Raw genomic sequence first — 20012 nt, 5'->3', positions numbered from 1 at the left:
GGCGCTAATAGGCAAAATCTCCAGAATTATGCAGAAACTACGCTGGCACCTGAGCGAGAGATACCAAGTTCAGTTGCAGTGAATTTATCTCCTGCAGCTCTGCGTAGTTCTTCAGCCTCACTTGGGCCACCAGTGTGAAGAACCAAAACAGTTGGTCCAGCACCTGAAATAAATGCAGCAACACCGGCATTGCGAAGCTTTGTCAGCAGGGCAAAAGATTGTGGCATGGCCTCTTTGCGATATGACTGATGCAAGAAATCTTGTGTGGCAGTGTGAAGCAGATCTGGGCGCTGGGCTAATGCATGCACTAATAGCGCTGCATTTGATGAGTTTCGAACCGCATCACGATGCGCAATTGACTCTGGAAGCATCTTGCGGGCCTTTGATGTTGCAACTGAAGTTGCTGGGATAAAGGCAAGTGCACCAATTCTGGCATCAACTTCAATGTGAACCGATTGGGCAACCATTGCACCGCGTTGCATATCCTGCCAAGCAATATTTGCACCACCATAAATTGCTGTTGCAACGTTATCAGGGTGCCCTTCCATTTCATTGGCAAGAACTAACATCGCCTCATCTGACATTCGCTCATTGCCACCTAGAACTAATGCACGAGCAAGGGATAAACCACCAACAATTGCACTGGCAGATGATCCAAGGCCACGACCATGTGGAATGACATTGAGTTGGCGAAGTGCAATACCGCGAGGCTTACCACCAAGGAATTCAAAACCTTTATACATCGCCTTAATGACTAAATTCTTTTCATTTCTTGCAACATCATCAGCGCCTTCACCAGTGACATCAACATCAACGCCTGGTTCATCTTGAACTTGAGCGATATAGCGATCAAACATGCTCAGAGCTAAACCAAGGCAATCAAAGCCAGGTCCTAAGTTTGCACTCGTTGCAGGCACTTGCACCTGCATGGGTTGTGCTTTAAATGTTGGCTTCATGATGAACTCTTAAGAAAGACCCAAGGCTTTTGCTGCAGCCTTAACATTGACTGGAACAACAACTGGCTTTTTTGCAGATTCAAGTGCATAAGGAATATCTTTCAAGCCATGGCCAGTAACAGTAATTACGATTGTCTTATCTTTAGGTAGCTTTCCAGCCTTTTTATACTTAATAAGTCCTGCTAAACCAGCAGCAGATGAAGGCTCAACGAAGATTCCCTCTTTAGCTGCAATTAGACGGTAGGCAGACAAAATCTCTTTATCTGTGACTGAATCAATCACACCGCCTGAAACATCACGAGCTTCAACGGCTTGGGCCCAAGAAGCAGGATTACCAATGCGAATAGCTGTTGCAATGGTGTCTGGGTTCTTAACGATCTTGCCCTTAACAATCGGAGCAGCACCGGCAGCTTGAAAACCATACATCTGTGGCAACTGTGATGACATGGAATCCTTGTAATACTCCTTATAACCCTTCCAATAAGCAGTGATGTTTCCAGCATTGCCAACAGGAAGTGCGTGAATATCAGGAGCCTTTCCCAACATGTCCACAACTTCAAAGGCGGCCGTCTTTTGTCCTTCAATGCGATAAGGATTAACTGAGTTAACAAGTGCAACTGGATAGTTCTCAGATAGTTCGCGAGCAAGAGTTAAGCAATCATCAAAGTTGCCATTGACCTGCAAAATTGTTGAGTCGTGGATAACTGCTTGAGCTAACTTGCCCATTGCAATCTTTCCTTTAGGAATCAAAACCGCTGGAACCATGCCAGCTTTAACGGCATAGGCCGCAGCTGAAGCAGATGTATTTCCAGTTGATGCACAGATAACAGCTTTGGCACCATCTTCTGCTGCCTTTGAAATAGCCATTGTCATTCCGCGATCTTTAAATGAACCGGTTGGGTTTAAACCCTCGTATTTGATCCATACGTTGTTGCCCAGTAATTCTGAAAGGTTGCATGCATAAATAAGTGGTGTGCCACCTTCACGCAAAGAAACAATAGGAGTTTTTGCACTCACAGGTAAGCGATGGCGGTATTCCTCAATAACTCCGCGCCATTGATGGGCTCCACTCATCTTGTTTCCAAAGATTCCCATTTAGGCAACTACTCCTTCAACACGGATTACAGATTCAACTTTGCTGACAATGTCCATGTCAGTTAACTTCTTGATGCAGCCCTTAAGAGATGATTCAGTTGCAGCATGTGTGACAACGACTAGTTCAGCATCACTACCTAGTCCTGCTTGGCGCACAGTTTGGATAGAGATTTTCTCGCTAGCAAATACCTGTGCAATTGCCGCCAAAACACCTGACTTATCAGCCACATGCAAGCGAACAAAGAACTGTGATTTCACATCTCCAACCGGTGCGATATCAAGGTCGGCATAGTCAGATTCTCCATAGCCAACAGTTGAATATGCACGGTGGCGTGTAACAGCAACTAAGTCACCCAAGATTGCAGATGCAGTTGGTGCACCGCCCGCCCCGCGGCCATAGAACATGAGTTGTCCTGCTGCCTCTGACTCAACATAGACGGCGTTGAAAGCATTTCGAACTGATGCCAATGGATGAGAATTAGGAAGCATCACTGGGTGCACGCGCACTGAGATCTCGTCCTTAACAGTGAGTTCTGCAATGGCAAGTAGTTTGATCACTGAGCCCATTGCCTTGGCAGCATTAACATCATCGATAGAAATTCCTGTAATACCTTCGCAATAAACCTCATCAATTGTCACAGTGCTGTGGAAAGCAAGGCTAGCTAGTAAGGCAGCTTTAGCTGCAGCATCGTGTCCTTCAATATCTGCAGTGGGGTCTGCTTCGGCATAACCAAGTGATTGTGCCTCTTTTAATACATCGTTAAAGGCGCGGCCCTCTTCATGCATCTTTGTGAGAATGTAGTTAGTTGTTCCGTTAACAATTCCCATCACGCGAGTAATTTGATCACCAGCAAGTGATTCACGCATTGAGCGAATAATTGGAATCGCACCTGCGACCGCTGCTTCATAGTAAAGATCTACCTTTGCCGCATCGGCTGCATTGAAGAGCTCATGCCCATGTGTTGCAAGCAAAGCTTTATTTGCAGTAATCACAGATTTCTTATTCTTGATCGCTTCTAGGATTAATGTGCGGGCTGGCTCAATGCCACCCATTACTTCAATAACAATGTTGATCTCTGGATCATTAACAATTGAATTCAAATCTGTAGTAATCATTGAAGGATTAATACCTTCGCGGGCAGCGTTGCTACGCACACCAATCTTTTTAAGGACAAGTAGCGCACCTGAGCGTTCAGAGAGCTCTTGCTCATCAGATTGGAGCAGGCGAGCAACTTGGCTGCCGACAACACCGCAGCCGAGCATTCCAATAGATATTGTCTTTAGCTCTGCACTCATGCGGGCTATTCTTTCACAGATGCCTGTAACGGCGTTAAATATCTAGCCCTAACAGATCAGCTTCAGTCTCACGGCGCAGAATCACGCGGGCTTTTCCATCTTTTACTGCAACTACTGGTGGCCGTGGCACGTGATTGTAATTAGTTGCCATACTGCGCCCATATGCACCCGTTGCTGGGGTGGCCAATAAATCTCCAGGAACAATGTCATTTTCTAAATCAATTTCCCGAATCACAATATCGCCCGTTTCACAGTGCTTACCGACGATGCGTGAAGAAACCTTAGGGGCGCTGCTGGTGCGATTAGCTAGCGCTGCAAAGTATTGAGCATCGTATAAAGCTGGGCGCAAATTATCGCTCATGCCACCATCAACAGAGACATAGCGGCGAATTGCACCGTTTTCTAACGTGACATCTTTAACTGTTCCAACTTCATAGAGTGTGAACATTGTTGGACCAACAATTGCTCGGCCTGGTTCAATTGAAATACGTGGGATAGCAAGTTTGTGGGCTGCGCACTGTGCAGTAACAACTTTCGCTAAATCTTTCATCGTTGATGCTGGATCTAAAGAGTTCTCTCCAGGCAAATAAGCAATCCCATATCCCCCGCCTAAATCCAGTTCAGGAAGTTCGGTCGAATATTCATCACGGTACTTAGCTAGAAGTTCAATAAGACGCTGAGCGCTGATTTCAAAGGAATCATTTTCAAAAATCTGCGAACCAATATGGGCATGGAAGCCGCGCAATTCTAGGGATGCATGTGTGCGAACTTGGGCAATTGCACTCCATGCAGCACCACTTGCAATTGAAAAACCAAACTTCACATCTTCATGGGCTGTGGCAATTGATTCATGGGTGTGGGCTTCAATTCCAGGGGTTAAACGAAGCAAGACTTTTTGAACAACGCCATGCTTAGTGGCAGCAGCGGCAACACGCTCTATTTCATAGAGTGAATCGATAACGATTGTTCCAACGCCGACTGATACAGCCTTTTCAATTTCAGCTAGAGATTTATTGTTTCCATGTACTTCAATCTTTGCAGGATCAATTCCACCCTTAAGAGCTACTGCTAACTCCCCACCTGTGCAGACATCAATGCCGATACCAATATCTTTAATCCAACGGGCAACTTCAACGCATATAAAGGCTTTAGCTGCGTAATAAACAGTTCCAGTATTGCTTCCAAAAGCGTAAGCAAGAGCCGTATTCCATGCACTTGCGCGTTCTCTAAAATCGGCCTCATCCATGATGAATGCTGGTGTGCCAAATTCTTTGGCTAAGGCAGTAGCTGGAATGGATGAGATTGTTAACTCTGCGCCAGTCTTAACGTGAGAGGACCACATACCTACATCCTCTCCGGTGCACTAACGCCCAATAAATCCAAACCATTTTTAATAACTTGCTTCGTAGAAGCACAGAGTAATAGACGGGCAGTGTGTAATGGAGATGGGTTTTCTTCACCCATTGGCAGAACACGACAGTCGGCATAGAAACCGTGATACGTACCAGCTAACTCTTCAAGGTAGCGAGCAACACGGTGAGGTTGGCGTAGTTCAGCCGCACTTTGCACCACGCGAGGAAATTCAGCTAGTGCTCCTAATAATTGATTTTCACGATCATGAACCAACTGCGATGAATCAAAAGCGGCAAGGTCCACAGGAATCTTCAATTCATCGGCATTTCTCAATACAGCAGCGATGCGAGCATGGGCGTATTGAACGTAGTAGACCGGATTCTCATTGGTGTTGCGCTTCAAGATATCGATATCCATCACCATAGGTGTGTCTACTGGGTATCGAATCAATGTGTAGCGGGCAGCATCAACGCCGACTTTTTCCACTAGCTCTTCTAAGGTAATAATCGTGCCGGCGCGCTTAGAGAGTTTTACCTCTTCCCCGCCTTCCATAATCTTTACCAACTGTCCGATAAGTACATGGATGTTGTATTCAGGATCATCACCAGCACAAGCTGCAATAGCTTTTAAGCGACCTACATATCCATGGTGATCTGCGCCCAGCATGTAGATGCAGATATCAAAGCCCCGCTCGCGCTTATTGATGTAATAAGCGGTGTCTGATGAGAAGTAAGTAAGTGAGCCATCAGATTTAGTTAACACACGATCTTTATCATCGCCAAAGTCAGTTGTGCGCAGCCAAATAGCTCCTTCTTCTTCAAAGACATGGCCTTGTTTGCGAAGCTTTTCTAGGCCGTGTTCAACTGCGCCTTGATCATGTAGTGAGCGCTCTGAAAACCAGACATCAAAATGTGTACCAAATGTGTCTAATACTCTCTGTTGATCTTTTAACTGCAGGGCATAAGCAGCTTCACGAAATGCTGGATGGCGCTTCCCTTCTGGCAAAGATGTAATGGAGGCATTTCTTGCAACAACCTCTTTAGCTAAATCTGCAATGTATGCACCTTGATAACCATTTTCTGGAATGGGATTACCTAAAGCCGCTGCTTCAACTGATGCTCCAAATAAATCCATCTGGTTTCCGCGATCATTAATATAAAACTCGCGCTTCACATCTGCCCCGGCAGCACTTAATACTCGGCCTAATGAATCTCCTACTGCTGCCCAACGTGTGTGACCTAAGTGAAGTGGGCCAGTTGGATTAGCACTAATGAATTCAAGATTGATCCGCACACCCGCGAGCGCACTGCCCTTTCCGTAATCCTTAGTTGCCTTAAGAATCGTTGCAACTAACTCGGCTTGATCAGCACGATTAAGAGTGATGTTGATAAATCCTGGGCCAGCAATATCTACTTTTGAGATTCCTTCTGTGCCAGCCAACAGGTCACAGATAATCTGTGCAACATCACGGGGGTTTTTGCCCGCAGGCTTTGCTAGTTGAAGTGCAATAGAAGTTGCATAGTCGCCGTGGTCGCGATCTTTGGGCCGCTCTAATTTGATGGCCTCCGGGATTTGTCCAGATAGTGAGCCAGCTTTGAACGCTCGCTCAAGGGCGGCTTTTATCGCCGCCTCTAACTGCTCTACCTGTGTGGACACCGCCTAAGGCTATCGTGCGCTCAGTTGAGCGTTATCAAATCGTTAGGTGATGGGGTGATATTTTCCCAAAAATAGAGTGACGAACTCGGGCATCCCCACTAGCGTTTGCTTCACTATCGCTCCTTTCTCATCCGGGTGGAAAAAGATTCGCCCAGGGGTGCGATCCCTTTCGAAAGGTGTTTCATATATGAAAAAGCGCCGCCTCGCGATTACTGCAGTTTTTGCTGCAGTAGCTATCGCACTAACAGGTTGCTCAAGTGCTGACGAATCCGCAGATGGTTTTGTTGGTGTAATTCTTCCTGATGCAGCATCATCAAACCGCTGGGAAACTGCTGACCGCGGATTCCTACAAGCAGCATTTGATGCAGCAGGAGTAAAGGTTGACATTCAGAACGCAAACGGCGACAAGGCACAGTTTGCAACTATTGCAGATCAGATGCTTACAGCTGGTGCAAAGGTTCTTATCCTTGTAAACCTAGATTCAGATTCAGCTAAGGCTGTTCAGGACAAGGCTGCAGCACAGGGTGTTAAGACAATCGACTACGACCGTCTAACACTTAATGGTTCAGCTTCATACTACGTTTCATTTGATAATGAGGCAGTTGGTCGTCTACAAGGTGAAGGCATCAAGGCATGTCTAGATGCAGCAGGAAAGTCATCTGCTCGTATCGTTTACCTCAACGGTTCACCAACAGATAACAACGCAACACTATTCAAGGCTGGATACGATTCAGTTCTTCGTCCATCAATCGATTCAAAGGCATACACACTTGTTGATGACCAGGCTGTTCCAGACTGGGATAACGCAAAGGGTGGAGTAATTTTCGAACAGCAGCTTTCAAAGGCTGGCGGAAAGCTTGATGCAGTTGTTTCAGCTAACGAAGGTCTTGGACTTGCAGCGATTGCTGTTCTTAAGAAGAACAAGCTAAACGGCAAGGTCTGTGTATCTGGACAAGATGCAACTGTTGACGGATTGCGTGCAGTCCTCACAGGAGATATGTCAAACACTGTATACAAGGCAATCAAGGCTGAAGCTGAAGGTGCAGCTGCACTAGCAATCGCATTGCTACGTGGAGAAGAAGCAACAACAGCAACAGGTTCTGTAAACAACGGAACAATTGATGTCCCATCAGTTCTATTGGTACCAGTTGGAATCACAAAGGCAAACGTCAAGGACGTTATTGCTGATGGCTTCCAGACACGCGAAGCAGTGTGTGCTGATATCGAAGACCTCTGCACAGCTAACGGAATCTAATTTCCGACCAAGCTAGGCAATAGAAAGTAGGTTGCGGCTCGGGGTTCATTCCCTGAGCCGCAACTTCTTTTATAGGATATTTTCATCGCACGTAAGCAGAATCTAAAGAAAAGTGGTTAGAGACATGAGCTCACCGATACTTTCATTACGCGGTGTCAATAAATCTTTTGGACCTGTACATGTCCTTAAAGATGTTAACTTCGATATCGCTGCAGGCAAAGTAACTGCCCTAGTTGGTGATAACGGCGCTGGTAAAAGCACTCTTATTAAATGTATCGCCGGTATCTACACACCTGAGACCGGAGACTTTCTCTTTGAAGGCAACAAAGTAGATATTCATGGTCCACGCGATGCAACCGGTCTTGGAATTGAAATTGTGTATCAAGATCTAGCTCTATGCGATAACTTAGATATTGTCCACAATATGTTTTTAGGACGCGAGCAAAAGCGCGGTCCAGTATTAAATGAAACTTCAATGGAAGCACTCGCCCGAAAGACTCTAGATGGCTTGAGTGTTCGTACAGTTAAATCCATTCGCCAGACTGTCTCCTCACTCTCAGGCGGTCAACGCCAGACAGTCGCAATTGCTCGTGCAGTTCTGTGGAATAGCAAAGTAGTTATTTTGGATGAACCAACAGCAGCCCTTGGTGTTGCACAAACTGAACAAGTACTCAACCTTGTTCGCCGACTTGCAGATAATGGTCTGGCTGTTGTTTTGATTAGCCACAACCTTAACGATGTGTTTGAAGTGGCCGATAACATCGCCGCCCTATATCTGGGAAACATGGCTGCCCAAGTTGATAAGAATGAAGTAATCCCCCGCCAAGTTATTGAATTAATCACGACAGGAAAATCTGCCGGCGTCCAAGCACCAGCTGCGAACAAGGGAGCAAAGTGATGAACGTTGTTGTTGAACAAGAAGATGCAACGATTAAGGGTGCTATCGGTGATTACTGGGCCCGCGTTAAAGCAGGCGATATTGGCTCACTTCCAGCAGTTCTTGGCCTAGTTGTTCTTTGTATTGTCTTTGGCTCAATGTCGAGCGTGTTTTTAACGCCAGGTAACTTTGCCAACCTACTAACTCAAGCTGCTGCGGTAATCGTTATTGCCATGGGCTTAGTTTTTGTTCTACTTCTTGGGGAAATCGATCTCTCTGCAGGCTTCACAGCAGGTGTGACTGGCGCAGTTCTAGTTATCTTGATTACCAATCACGATGTGCCTTGGTATGCAGCTCTCTTTGCATCAATAGTCGTCGGAGTAATCCTTGGTTTTGGACTTGGAACTTTAGTTGCACGACTTGGAATTCCATCTTTCGTGGTTACTTTGGCCGCATTCCTTGCTTTCCAGGGGATCCTTCTTTTGCTTGCAGGAGAGGGTGGAACTATCCGCGTTGAAGATAAGACTATTTTGGCGGTAGAAAACTCAAATCTTTCTCCTCTTTATAGTTGGGTCTTTTTCATAATTGTTGCAGTTGCTTACGTGCTCATGGGGTTGAACAGTATTTATGCTCGCCGCAAGGCTGGCTTAAAATCTGAACTCATTAAACTCTGGGTGATAAAGACCGCAGGTTTACTTGGAATTACTGGTGTTGCAGTTTTTGCTTTGAACTTAGAGCGAAGCAATAATCCAGATCTTGTAAGCCTTAAGGGAATTCCCTACGTCGTGCCAGTAATTCTCTTGCTTCTAGTTATTGGAACTTTTGTTCTTGGTCGCACAGCTTTTGGACGCCACATCTATGCAGTCGGTGGCAATGCAGAAGCTGCCCGACGTGCTGGCATTAACGTTAAGCGAGTTCGAATCACAGCATTCATGATCTGCTCTGGACTAGCAGCCATCGCTGGAATGATCTTTGCTTCTCGTCAAAACTCTGTCTCACCAACAACTGGTGGAAGCTCAACACTTCTCTATGCTGTTGGCGCTGCTGTTATCGGTGGAACTTCACTCTTTGGCGGTAAGGGAAAGATGCGCGATGCCATTCTTGGAGGCCTAGTAGTTGCTGTTATTGATAACGGCATGGGTCTTTTGGGATATGCAGCTGGAATCAAGTTCATTGTTACTGGACTTGTATTGCTGATTTCAGCGGGCGTTGATGCGATTTCTCGCCGCGGCGCAGCTGTTAGTTGAAGCCCTTTTAGGCTTTAACACCCATTAAATGCTCGAGTGCTAGTTGATCAACTAGTTCATAGCCATATCCGCGTGCTCCGGCTGCTTCGACATCGAATGAATCTTTAGCAAGATCTCTCCATGTTTCACCAGCGCCAAGGGTTGATTCATTTAATCCTGGGATATTAGAAGCCTTCATTGCTTCAATAACACGAGGATCAGCGCGAAATGCCGCTGCACGCTCTTTAAGAGCTAAGTAAGTGCGCATGTTTGCAGATGCTGATTCCCACACACCCTTGTCATCTTCTGTGCGCGCTGGCTTGTAGTCAAAGTGCTTTGGTCCGTCGTACTTATAGCGCTCAAGTAAATCAACTAGGAAGAATGCAGATTTCAAATCTCCATGACCAAAAACTAAGTCCTGATCATACTTCGGACCATGTTGGCCATTAAGGTCGATGTGATACAACTTCTTTTGCCACAGAGCTTGTGCAATTCCGTGAACAAAATTAAGTCCTGCCATTTGTTCGTGACCAACTTCAGGGTTAAGCCCAACTAACTCTGGACGATCTAATGTGTAGATGAAAGCTAGAGCATGACCAATAGTTGGCAAGAAGATATCGCCTCTTGGCTCATTTGGTTTTGGTTCAATTGCAAATTTAATGTCATAGCCATTATCGGTAACGAACTCACCTAAAGTATTGAAAGCTTCACGGAAGCGATCAAGTGCAACATAGCCATCTTTAGCGCCATCTGATTCAGCACCTTCGCGTCCACCCCAGCACACATAGGTCTTGGCACCTAGCTCAACTGCAAGTTCAATGTTCTTCATTACTTTACGAATTGCATAGCGGCGGATGTCTTTATCATTTGATGTAAAGGCACCATCTTTAAAGACTGGGTGCGAGAACAGGTTTGTCGTGGCCATTGGAACTTTCATTCCAGTATCGGCTAATGCCTTCTTAAAACGATCAATATGAGTGCGTCGTGCACCTTCATCGCTACCAAATGGAATCAAGTCATCATCATGGAAAGTGACTCCATAGGCACCGCGTGCGGCAAGCTCATTGACTGTGCGAACTGGGTCAAGCGCCCCTCTTGTTGGATCTCCGAAAGGGTCACGTGCCTGCCAGCCAACGGTCCAGAGACCAAAAGTGAACTTATCTGCAGGAGTAGGTGTTAGTGACATGGAAAAAAGCCTTTCTTATGCGCTCGTTTTGGTACATCGCTAACTTACCTCTAATCTTGTCCCCTATCCATATGAATAGCTGCAAAGTTTTTCATCTGGGTTAGCGGGAGTGGTGAAATGGCAGACACGCAGGTCTTAGGAACCTGTGTCTTCGGACGTGAGGGTTCAAGTCCCTTCTCCCGCACATAGGTGTAATAAAGATAAGAAAGTAAACTTCTCTCATGGCCAAGCAATCTGCTGCTCGAACCAAGATGTTGGCATCTCAAGCCAAAAAAGCTGCCGCCGAGCGCCGTGCCGAAAAAGCACAGAATAATTCTGTAAATCCGACATCTGAAGCAAGCATTGATCAATACGCAGAACTAGATGGCAATTGGGTTGCCATTGGTTTGCCCGCTCCAGCACGTCGCGCCCTAATAGATGATGGTTTATTCAGTGTCAGTGATCTGCGCAAGACATCACTTGCTGCGTTAAAAGAGCTCCATGGCATGGGACCAAATGCAATTAGAGTCCTTGTTGCAGAGATGAAAAAAGCTGATCTATCTTTTAGAAAATAGATTAAGCGTTTTTAACGGCAGCAAAGCCCAACTTAACATCGTTTTTAATATCTTCGATATTTTCTAGGCCAATGCTCAAGCGGACCATTCCTGGAGTTATTCCAGCTTTTAACTGCTCCTCTGGACTGAGTTGAGCATGCGTTGTTGACGCAGGATGAATCACTAGAGAGCGAACATCGCCAATGTTTGCAACGTGGCTAAATAGTTTCAATCCTTCAACAAATTTGCGCCCAGCCGTTGCTCCACCCTTTAGTTCAAATGCAAAGACAGCACCTGCACCTTTAGGTGCATATTTCTTAGCCGTTGCATACCAAGGTGATGAAGGAAGACCTGCATAACTCACATGCGCGACTTCAGGCTGCTTTTCTAGCCATTCTGCTAACGCCTGCGCATTGAGTAGATGTCGATCCATACGAAGATTGAGCGTTTCTAAACCTTGAGCAAGTAGCCAAGCGTTAAATGGTGAGACTGAAGAACCAAAGTCGCGAAGTAGTTGTAGGCGAGCTTTGAAAATGTAGGCAAGGTTTGCGCCAAAGTCACCACCAACTCCTAAGGTTTTTGCATAGATCATGTTGTTATAACTTGGATCAGGTTCATTAAATCCAGGGAACTTCTTGGGATTCTTTGCAAAATCAAAGTTTCCAGAGTCCACGATGGCTCCAACCATTGCATTTCCATGCCCCGATAGGAACTTAGTTGCTGAGTGCACGATGATGTCAACGCCATGATCAAATGGGCGGGTTACATAAGGCGTTGCAATGGTGTTATCAACTATCCATGGCACACCAGCCTCATGGGCAACTGCGGCAATACCTGCAAGGTCTAGCACCGTGCCTAGTGGATTTGAAATACCTTCTCCGAAAAATGCTTTGGTGTTGGGCTTAACTGCCGCCCGCCATGCATCCATGTTGCCTGTGTCATTAACAAATGTGACTTCAATACCAAATTTTGGAAGGGTGTAGTTGAAGAGGTTGAAAGTTCCACCATAAACATTGGAACTAGAAACCACATGGTCGCCAGCTTGAGCAACGTTCATAATCGCAAGAGTTGTTGCTGCCATACCTGATGAAACTAGAAGTGCGGCCACACCACCTTCAAGGGTTGCAATTCGCTTCTCAACTGCGTCTTGAGTTGGGTTGTTGATGCGGGTGTAAACATTTCCAGCTTCTGCTATTCCAAAGAGATTGGCAGCGTGCTGTGTGTCTCGGAATTGATAAGCAGTTGTTTGATAAATCGGGAGTGATCGAGATCCCGTATCTGAATCTGGGTTTTGACCTGCATGGATTTGTTGGGTTTCAAAAGACCATTCACTGTTTTCGCTCATGCCAGCGACTCTTCTCCCTTTATGGGAGTTTTGCAAGCACCTAGCTAGTTAATTACAGCGTAAACAATAAGGGCAAGCCCAATAACTATTGAAAAAGCTTGAACTGCTTTTGTTTCCAATTTTTTAGCTAACGTCGGAATCCAGGTACATGCAAGCAAAATTGCACCAGGAATAACGATGGTCAAACTACGTCCAACTACTCCGTTGTCCCCAGTTTGGTATCTCAAGTTAATGAGGCCGATTGCGATGAGCAGGTATCCGCCCATTCTGTAGTTATTAATAAGGCTACTTTTCATTGCTATTCCCCCTGACAATAGAAATGGGGTGGCGATTTCTCGCCACCCCATCGTCAATCTATTTAATTAGTGATCGTCCTTCATGCCTTCAGCCATTGACTTCATGCGTGCGATCTTGAGAATTGTAAGACCGAATACGCACTTAGCTAGAACGTCAGCAATTGTGTAACCTACTTGAACAGTTACGAATGATGACGATGACGCATCTCCAACGATGTTGAAGATGTAGGCAATTGGGTAAACGCCCCATGTAGCGATCAATAGAAGACGCAAACGACCTACGGTCTCTGCAACTCCTGCTGGTTGACGCTCAAGTGACTTACCTAGTTCTACGAATAGAACGTAAAGGATGTAGATGAATGGAAGTGTTGATAGAACACCGTACATAACCTGTGTGTTCTGATCGCTTGAAATTTCACCTGGGTATCCAAGCGCGATCATCGCAGCAGATGCTGGGACCAAGCGCGTGATGAGGGAACGTGAAACTTCCTTAGCTAGTGCAAGTACCGCAATTACTTCAACTAGAAGTAGTGGCACTGTGAGTAGCCAGTCAACGTAGCGGTATGCCTCGTTGAATGAATTCTGAGATCCATCTAGAAGTACTTTTCCACCTTCTGATGCATGCTTGAATGAATCAAAAATGCGAAGGTAGTGGTATCCAGCGATGAATGTAACCATTGATGACATCACTAGAGCGTTACGGTACTTAGCCAATACGCGCTGTTGTGAAACAAGCGTGTAAATGGTGCATGCGAGCATTGAAACAAGTCCAAACGAGAATACGTTATAGACCAGGTTCCATTGGTTGCTGTCTAGTTGCATTTAAATATGCCTCCGGGAGGTTTAAGTTACCTAGATGTCTGATGGCATCTAGTGCCAGAGCATTGAGGACCTCGAGGCGCCTCACTGCGCTTAGTAAGTCCAATTATGCGTGGATTGAAGGAAAATGGAAGGGTGAAATCGCAGATATTTCACAGATATTTCAGATTTTTGAGCGTGCCACGGCCTCAAATCAACCCTATTTCCCATCCCATCTAGCCAATTCAATGGCAAATGGGTCAAGGCCCATTGGACCGATTTTGAGGGCATAGGTGTGAAATTTCTTGAGGGAGAAGGCCGATCCAAGACGGGCCTTGGCATCTTCACGTGCCTTCATCCAAACCCGCTCTCCTACCTTGTAGGAGATAGCTTGGCCAGGCCAACCCAGGTAACGATCAGTTTCACTGCGTGAGTGGTCCTCATCGAGAAGTGCCTGCTCATTGAGCAGCTTGCGAGATGACTCGGCGTTCCACACCGTGCCATCAAAGTCGGTGTATCCAAGGTGCATTCCGATATCTACAACAATACGTGCAGCACGCAGAGCTTGCGCCGATAGGTAGCCCATTTCAATTCCAGGTTCATCAAAAGCGCCTAGCTCATTCATGAAGCGCTCTGCATACAAGGCCCAGCCTTCACCGTAACCACTAATCCATGCACCATTGATTTGGAAACGAGACAGACGCTCTTTTTCAATTGCAACAGTTGCGCATTGCAAGTGATGTCCAGGAACAGCTTCGTGATACCACGTTGAGACTAAATGCCAGCTACTGGCTTCATCTTTTCCAAGCATTGGAATCCAAGTTGTGCCTGGGCGAGATAAATCTTCAGAAGGCGGATTGTAATACGGCGCAGATGCACTTCCTTCTGGTGCAAGACGGGCTTCACAAATCTTGATGCGATCATCAATTTCAAAATATTCACCGTCCATGCGAGCAATTGCTGCATCTGTGAAATCTTGCAAGAACTTAACTACATTTTCTTTACCCTTGATTACATACTTTGGATCCTTATCAAGGTGATCTGCCACTTCACGAAGTGTTTTAGCTCCTGGCTTAATTTGTTCGGCAATCTCCCACATACGTGCATTAATTGCTTTTAGATCAGCCATTCCCCACTCATAGGTTGCACGAAGATCTAGCTTTGCACCTGTGAAATAACGTGCCCACACCGCATAACGATCTGCTCCAACTGCATCTTCTGGGTTTGCAATAGGGAGATACTGATTCTTTAAAAACTCAGCAGTCTCTGCTGCCGCTTTCTCAGCAAGCTTTGCATTCTCATGAATTGCTGGATATTTACCTGCAGCATCAAAGTTTTTACACATTGCGCTAAATCCACCATTTGCATAGTTAGACAGTTGTTCAATAACTCCGCGAACTTGGCGCTGGGCAGTTGTCTTTCCACCCTTAGCGACCTCCATGATCGCACCAGTCCATGACCTATATGCCCCATCTACTGCAGCTAAGCGCTTAGCGATGTTGTCGAAGTCTTTATCGGTGCTCTTTGGCATAAGTTCAAAAATTGAACGCACATTTGAAGGTGGGGATGTCAGAACGTTCCATAAGACAAAAGACTCTTGGCTATCGTGCAGAGCAAGGGATGATTCAAGACGCTCTTGCATAACAGTCTGTGCAATTCGATCAATTTCATCAATTGGCTTGAGCTCGAGAAGTTTCTTAAGGGTCTTGCGAGTTAAGTCTGCTGAAACTGCCGCACCTGCGATTGAGAAGTCATCAAGCTTGTCTTGGTTAAGTCCATTGCCAAGATAGGTGCAACCCATTGGGCTCAAGGCTGCTTCATCATCGATGTATGTGTGGCTGAGTTCGAATATAGGAGATCTAAATGTCATAGGAGATTCTTATCAGCGCGGCGACTATTTGTCGATACAGGAGATAGAAACAAGCAGTACCCTGCATACATGACACAGCTTCCTGTGGTCCCACCTAAATTACGTGGCTGGTTTCACCTAGGTGCAACCCCTGCAGTCATTATCGCCTCACTGGTGCTTTTCATTCTCAGTAACTCTTCACTCAAATTTGCAGTTGCTATTTATTCCATCACAGCAATTATGTTGTTTAGTGTCTCGGCCATTTATCACCGCGTTCCTTGGACGCCTGCAAAGAAAAAAATATGGCGTAGGTGGGATCACGCAAATATCAATTTGCTCATTGCCGGTTCCTATACCCCTTTTGCAGTTGCACTACTTGAAGGTCGTAGCCGAAATATCTTGCTCCTAGTCGTTTGGATTGGCGCAGCAATTGGTGTGGGCCTTCGAATCTTTTGGCTCAATGCACCTAGATGGTTATACGTTGCAAACTATTTATTGCTCGGATGGGTGGCCGTGGTTTATACGCCAGCGCTCTACCGAGAGGGTGGTTTATGGGTAATACTCCCTGTTCTCATCGGAGGCCTTTTCTACTCAATCGGTGCAATCTTCTATGCCCTCAAGCGCCCAGGGCGAGATGCGAAGTACTTTGGCTTCCATGAGCTCTTCCATATATTCGTCCTGGCAGCCTGGATCTCGCAATACATTGCGATTTCAGTGGCGATTTACAGTAAGTAAGGCCTTGCTCTAACCTAAGGCTCTCTTATCAACGAGTTGCGAGGTACGACAATGGCTGAGAAAAACTCCTTCCTTAACTGGGTCGGATTTAAGGGCGAAGAAGAACAAGCGCCTTCATCCGTCGACCGAATTCGCGAACTTGAATCACAGTTAGCTGATCTTAAATCACGTCGTGACATAACTGGCTTGAGTAAAGAAGAGTTTGAAATTCTTGCAACAGAGACAGCAATGTCAATGATTAAGTCAGCCCAAGCCCGTGAGAGCAAGGCGCAATCTATTGCGACTCGATTGATTGCTGAAACTAATCGCACAACAAAAGAAGAGATTGAAGCAGCCGACGCAAAAGCTCGCACAATCTTAAGTGGCGCAGAGTCACGCGGTCGCAAATACATCCAAGCCGCAGAATCAGAGGCATCAGACAAGATAGCTGAAGCTGAAGTTGAAGCTGAGTCACTGATTGAAAGCAAGCGACGTGAAGCATCTGCCCTTGCAACTGCAGCACGCCGTGAAGGTGAGCGCATCGTGAGTGAAGCAACTGTCGAAGTTTCTAATTACCGCCAATGGCTCTCAAGTGTTATTACTGAAGCAGAGCGTCTCTATAAGATTCAAACTCAATCACTAGATGCTGCTGAATCTGCAATTCATCAATCCCGAGCACGCCTTGAGAGTGCATTCACTCGTCTGGCTGATCTACAGCGCAATGTTCTTGAAAATCTTAACTCTGATGACACAGTCATTAATCCTGGTCCAATCCGTGTTGCTAGTCAGCGCACTAAGCCAGCCATTGCTGCTCCTAAGAAAGCGGCAAAAAAGCCTGTCAAGAAAACCGCCAAGAAAGCAGCTGCAAAGAAATCTGCATCGCGTAAGTAATTAGTCATGTCTACTCCCCGCGGTATCCGTTATATCCCTGCCATTGATGGGTTGCGTGCCGTTGCTGTAATTGCTGTAATGCTTTATCACTTGGGCTTTACCTGGATTCCAGGTGGATTCCTTGGCGTTGACCTCTTCTTTGTGATCTCTGGTTACGTAATCACACGCCTGCTTTTAGATTCAATCCAGCGCAGTGGTGGTTTAGACCTACGCGCTTTCTATAAAGCACGTATTCGCAGATTGTTTCCACCACTTGTATTTATGATCTTTGTGACGATTATTTACATCAGCATTTGGGCACCAGAAACGATGCGCCGGTTTATTAGCGATAGTCCCTTTGCACTCCTTGGGGGAATGAACTGGTGGTTAGTTTTTAGACAGACCGACTATTTCGACACCATTTCGCGGCCGCCCTTGCTGCAGCACACCTGGTCACTTGGTGTAGAAGCTCAGTTCTATTTAATTTGGCCACTTATTTTGCTTCTCGTTCTTCGCCAATTCGGAAAGGCAAAAATCCCTGGTGCAGCACTCATAATCGCTGCCTTTTCAGGTATTGCGCTATTACTCGTCTCATATGAAGTTGATGCTGCCAACACCTCACAAGTAAGCCATGTTTACTTTGGTACAGATACTCACAGCATTGGATTATTTCTAGGTGCTGCCCTTGCAGTGAGTTGGGTCCCACAGAATCTTCAAGAGAAGGTCAATAGACGAGCACAAGATTTCATTGATGGCATTGGTGTCATCGGTTTTGTTGGATTACTTGGAGTCTTTTTATTGGTCAATGAAAGTGATCCAACACTTTATAAATTAGCTTTCCCGCTTGCTGGAATTTTTGGTTGTGCAATCCTTACTAGCATCGTCCACCCTGCTTCTCGATTTGCACCGATTCTAAGTAGCAGAGTCGCTGTGTGGATTGGTGAGCGCTCTTACGCAATCTACTTATGGCACTGGGTTGTCTTTCAAGTTACTCGCCCAGCAGTAGATCTTGAAGGATCGACTTGGGCTCTTTATGCATTGCGCATTTTGGTTGTTTTTGCACTTGCAGACATTTCACTTCGCTTAGTCGAACTCCCCGTTCGAAGTGGACTAGTTGAGTATTGGTTTAAAGGAATGAAATATCGCACCAAGAACGTGCAACGACGTCAAAAGAGCACTGTTGTTGCGTCAGTGCTTCTCTTAATACTTGGCACCTCATACATCAGTGCAAACGCTATTTCGCAAAGTGATAAAGAAATGGCCATTGTTAAGCAGCAGCTTGAACAACCAGTTCAACCAAGTGAACCCACTGGAACTCAACCAGGTGGCTTATGGGTTACTGGTGATTCTGTGATTTTAGGAATTCACTATGAATTAGATGCGCGCAGCCCTATTGCAATTATTAATGCTCGTGTTGGTCGTCAAGCAACCGAACTCATTGAAGTGATGAAAGCTGATAAAGCTAACGCGGTAGATTCAACAGTCATCTTTAATATGGGAAATAACAATAAGTTGACTTCCGATCAAGTAATGGCCGTGTTTGAAGAAGTGAAGAATCAGCCACGAATTATCGTTGTTAACACTGCTGTGCCAAGAGGATGGCGAGATGAGAACAATGCCCTCATTGCTCAATATGCCGCTTTATATGGCGCAACAGTTGTTGATTGGGCCAGCATCTCTATGGGCCATCCCGAATACTTCGCACCTGATGGTGTGCACTTAGTTCCTGCTGGTGTGCGCGCATATGTGGATGCAATCACTGCAACGCTATAGATAATTAATTTCAGAGAAATAAAAAACCCCCGCTGATTAGCGAGGGTCTTTTACTAATTACTTTTTACTTGAACTCACCTGGAATTCCAAAGACTGTTGCAGGCGCTGTTTGTCCATCTGAGTAAACAGAAGACACACGGAACTGAGTCCACCCAGCATCACCGCTCTTTGTTACAGCTTGAGTTAGTTGATCTGCTGGAACAGTTGCGATTGTTGTCCAATCACCAGTTCCATTTGCGCGGATCTCAACGTTATAGCCGGTCAAACCCTCTGTGGCCATTGGTGCTACCCAGCGAAGATTTAAGCCATCTGCACTCTTGAGTGCAACAAACTTAGATGGAGCTTCAATTGTTCCAACTGCAGCTGTTGTCTCTTCTGGTGTAGCTGACTCTGATGCTTCAACTGATTGCGACATAGAAGGTGCAGGCGCTGCGCCATCATCAGTATCTGTGCCTGACTTTGACCAAACGATCATTGCAAGCAAAACAATTCCTACTACTACAGCAAATACAACACGTCCTGAAGCACCTTGCTTTGGTGCAGCAGTTGGCTTTGCAGGTGCAACCGCTTTAACTGGTGCAACCGGTGCTGCTACTGGACGAGAAGATGTGACAGTAACTCTTGGTGCAGCAGCTTTCTTTGCACTCTTCTTTACTGGACGCTTTGCAGCTGTCTTCTTCTTGGCAACCTTTTTTGCAGCAGCTTTCTTAGCTGGTGCCTTCTTCGCAGTTTTCTTAGCAACGCTCTTTTTTACTGCGCGCTTTGCGGTTGTCTTTTTCTTAGCTACAGATTTCTTTGCAGCTGACTTCTTTGCTACAGCTTTTCTAGCAGGTGCCTTTTTTGCAACCTTCTTCTTTGCTGCGCTCTTCTTCTTTACGGCCACGAGTACTCCTTGGATAGTGGTGCGCACGTCAAAAACGCGCGTCTATAGGAC

General features: G+C 45.9%; 18 protein-coding genes and 1 tRNA gene. 8 read left to right on the top strand and 11 right to left on the bottom strand.

Annotated elements, in window-relative coordinates:
- Positions 1 to 26 precede the first annotated feature (26 nt).
- The 5 genes from thrB to argS are packed head-to-tail and all read right to left on the bottom strand — an operon-like array spanning position 27 to position 6356.
- Positions 27 to 956, bottom strand: coding sequence for a homoserine kinase (thrB, locus tag A7sIIA15_RS01605; protein WP_095685485.1), 930 nt, complete (start codon positions 954 to 956; stop codon positions 27 to 29).
- 9 nt (positions 957 to 965) lie between these two features.
- Complete coding sequence (thrC, locus tag A7sIIA15_RS01600; RefSeq protein ID WP_095685484.1) at positions 966 to 2051, bottom strand: threonine synthase; 1086 nt, start codon at positions 2049 to 2051, stop codon at positions 966 to 968.
- A complete protein-coding gene (locus tag A7sIIA15_RS01595; RefSeq protein WP_095685483.1) occupies positions 2052 to 3347 on the bottom strand; it encodes a homoserine dehydrogenase in 1296 nt (431 codons plus the stop codon).
- A 34-nt stretch (positions 3348 to 3381) separates the two neighbouring features.
- The gene (gene lysA, locus A7sIIA15_RS01590; protein ID WP_095685482.1) at positions 3382 to 4689 is read right to left on the bottom strand and encodes a diaminopimelate decarboxylase; all 1308 of its coding nucleotides are present in this window, start codon (positions 4687 to 4689) and stop codon (positions 3382 to 3384) included.
- Between the two features lie 2 nt (positions 4690 to 4691).
- Positions 4692 to 6356, bottom strand: coding sequence for an arginine--tRNA ligase (gene argS, locus A7sIIA15_RS01585; protein ID WP_095685481.1), 1665 nt, complete (start codon positions 6354 to 6356; stop codon positions 4692 to 4694).
- Positions 6357 to 6543: 187 nt separating this feature from the next.
- Between argS and A7sIIA15_RS01580 the strand changes: the two genes are divergently transcribed.
- From A7sIIA15_RS01580 to A7sIIA15_RS01570, 3 genes are all read left to right on the top strand, one after another.
- A complete protein-coding gene (locus A7sIIA15_RS01580; RefSeq protein ID WP_095685480.1) occupies positions 6544 to 7611 on the top strand; it encodes a sugar ABC transporter substrate-binding protein in 1068 nt (355 codons plus the stop codon).
- Positions 7612 to 7735: 124 nt separating this feature from the next.
- Complete coding sequence (locus A7sIIA15_RS01575; protein WP_018225001.1) at positions 7736 to 8509, top strand: ATP-binding cassette domain-containing protein; 774 nt, start codon at positions 7736 to 7738, stop codon at positions 8507 to 8509.
- Positions 8509 to 9735, top strand: a complete 1227-nt coding sequence (locus A7sIIA15_RS01570) for a sugar ABC transporter permease (protein WP_095685479.1) — start codon at positions 8509 to 8511, stop codon at positions 9733 to 9735. The genes A7sIIA15_RS01575 and A7sIIA15_RS01570 overlap by 1 nt, the downstream gene beginning before the upstream one ends.
- Positions 9736 to 9742: 7 nt before the next feature.
- Here A7sIIA15_RS01570 and xylA read toward each other — a convergent pair whose 3' ends face one another.
- Positions 9743 to 10900 (bottom strand): xylose isomerase, encoded by a 1158-nt coding sequence (xylA, locus tag A7sIIA15_RS01565; protein ID WP_095685478.1) that lies wholly within the window; start codon positions 10898 to 10900, stop codon positions 9743 to 9745.
- 103 nt (positions 10901 to 11003) lie between these two features.
- Between xylA and A7sIIA15_RS01560 the strand changes: the two genes are divergently transcribed.
- Both A7sIIA15_RS01560 and A7sIIA15_RS01555 read left to right on the top strand, forming a co-directional pair.
- Positions 11004 to 11084 (top strand) — tRNA-Leu (locus A7sIIA15_RS01560).
- Positions 11085 to 11121: 37 nt separating this feature from the next.
- Positions 11122 to 11454 carry a helix-hairpin-helix domain-containing protein gene (locus tag A7sIIA15_RS01555; protein ID WP_095685477.1) on the top strand — a complete coding sequence of 111 codons (333 nt, stop codon included), beginning with the start codon at positions 11122 to 11124 and terminating at the stop codon, positions 11452 to 11454.
- A 1-nt stretch (position 11455) separates the two neighbouring features.
- On the opposite strand, the gene A7sIIA15_RS01550 is transcribed toward A7sIIA15_RS01555, so the two are convergent.
- The 4 genes from A7sIIA15_RS01550 to A7sIIA15_RS01535 all read right to left on the bottom strand — a co-directional run bounded on the left by A7sIIA15_RS01550 (position 11456) and on the right by A7sIIA15_RS01535 (position 15742).
- Complete coding sequence (locus A7sIIA15_RS01550) at positions 11456 to 12778, bottom strand: bifunctional o-acetylhomoserine/o-acetylserine sulfhydrylase (RefSeq protein WP_095685476.1); 1323 nt, start codon at positions 12776 to 12778, stop codon at positions 11456 to 11458.
- A 44-nt stretch (positions 12779 to 12822) separates the two neighbouring features.
- Positions 12823 to 13074, bottom strand: a complete 252-nt coding sequence (locus tag A7sIIA15_RS01545; protein ID WP_095686420.1) for a hypothetical protein — start codon at positions 13072 to 13074, stop codon at positions 12823 to 12825.
- A 66-nt stretch (positions 13075 to 13140) separates the two neighbouring features.
- Positions 13141 to 13896 carry a bacteriorhodopsin-like gene (locus A7sIIA15_RS01540; protein ID WP_095685475.1) on the bottom strand — a complete coding sequence of 252 codons (756 nt, stop codon included), beginning with the start codon at positions 13894 to 13896 and terminating at the stop codon, positions 13141 to 13143.
- Between the two features lie 196 nt (positions 13897 to 14092).
- On the bottom strand, positions 14093 to 15742 hold the full coding sequence (locus A7sIIA15_RS01535; protein WP_095685474.1) for a DUF885 domain-containing protein: 1650 nt from the start codon (positions 15740 to 15742) through the stop codon (positions 14093 to 14095).
- A gap of 69 nt (positions 15743 to 15811) precedes the next feature.
- On the opposite strand from A7sIIA15_RS01535, the gene trhA reads away from it, so the two are divergent.
- Genes trhA through A7sIIA15_RS01520 form a run of 3 tightly spaced genes read left to right on the top strand, consistent with a single transcriptional unit; the run spans position 15812 to position 19078 of the window.
- Positions 15812 to 16456, top strand: a complete 645-nt coding sequence (gene trhA / locus A7sIIA15_RS01530) for a PAQR family membrane homeostasis protein TrhA (protein WP_095685473.1) — start codon at positions 15812 to 15814, stop codon at positions 16454 to 16456.
- A gap of 51 nt (positions 16457 to 16507) precedes the next feature.
- Positions 16508 to 17326 (top strand): hypothetical protein, encoded by an 819-nt coding sequence (locus A7sIIA15_RS01525; RefSeq protein ID WP_095685472.1) that lies wholly within the window; start codon positions 16508 to 16510, stop codon positions 17324 to 17326.
- A 6-nt stretch (positions 17327 to 17332) separates the two neighbouring features.
- Positions 17333 to 19078, top strand: coding sequence for an acyltransferase family protein (locus tag A7sIIA15_RS01520; RefSeq protein ID WP_095685471.1), 1746 nt, complete (start codon positions 17333 to 17335; stop codon positions 19076 to 19078).
- Positions 19079 to 19142: 64 nt separating this feature from the next.
- Here A7sIIA15_RS01520 and A7sIIA15_RS01515 read toward each other — a convergent pair whose 3' ends face one another.
- The gene (locus A7sIIA15_RS01515) at positions 19143 to 19961 is read right to left on the bottom strand and encodes a fibronectin type III domain-containing protein (RefSeq protein WP_095685470.1); all 819 of its coding nucleotides are present in this window, start codon (positions 19959 to 19961) and stop codon (positions 19143 to 19145) included.
- Between the last annotated feature and the right edge of the window lie 51 nt (positions 19962 to 20012).

Source organism: Candidatus Planktophila vernalis (genome assembly GCF_002288185.1).
Classification (GTDB): Bacteria; Actinomycetota; Actinomycetes; order Nanopelagicales; family Nanopelagicaceae; genus Planktophila; species Planktophila vernalis.
Note: the sequence above shows the minus strand (reverse complement) of the source record. Positions and strands in the feature narration are given on the sequence as shown.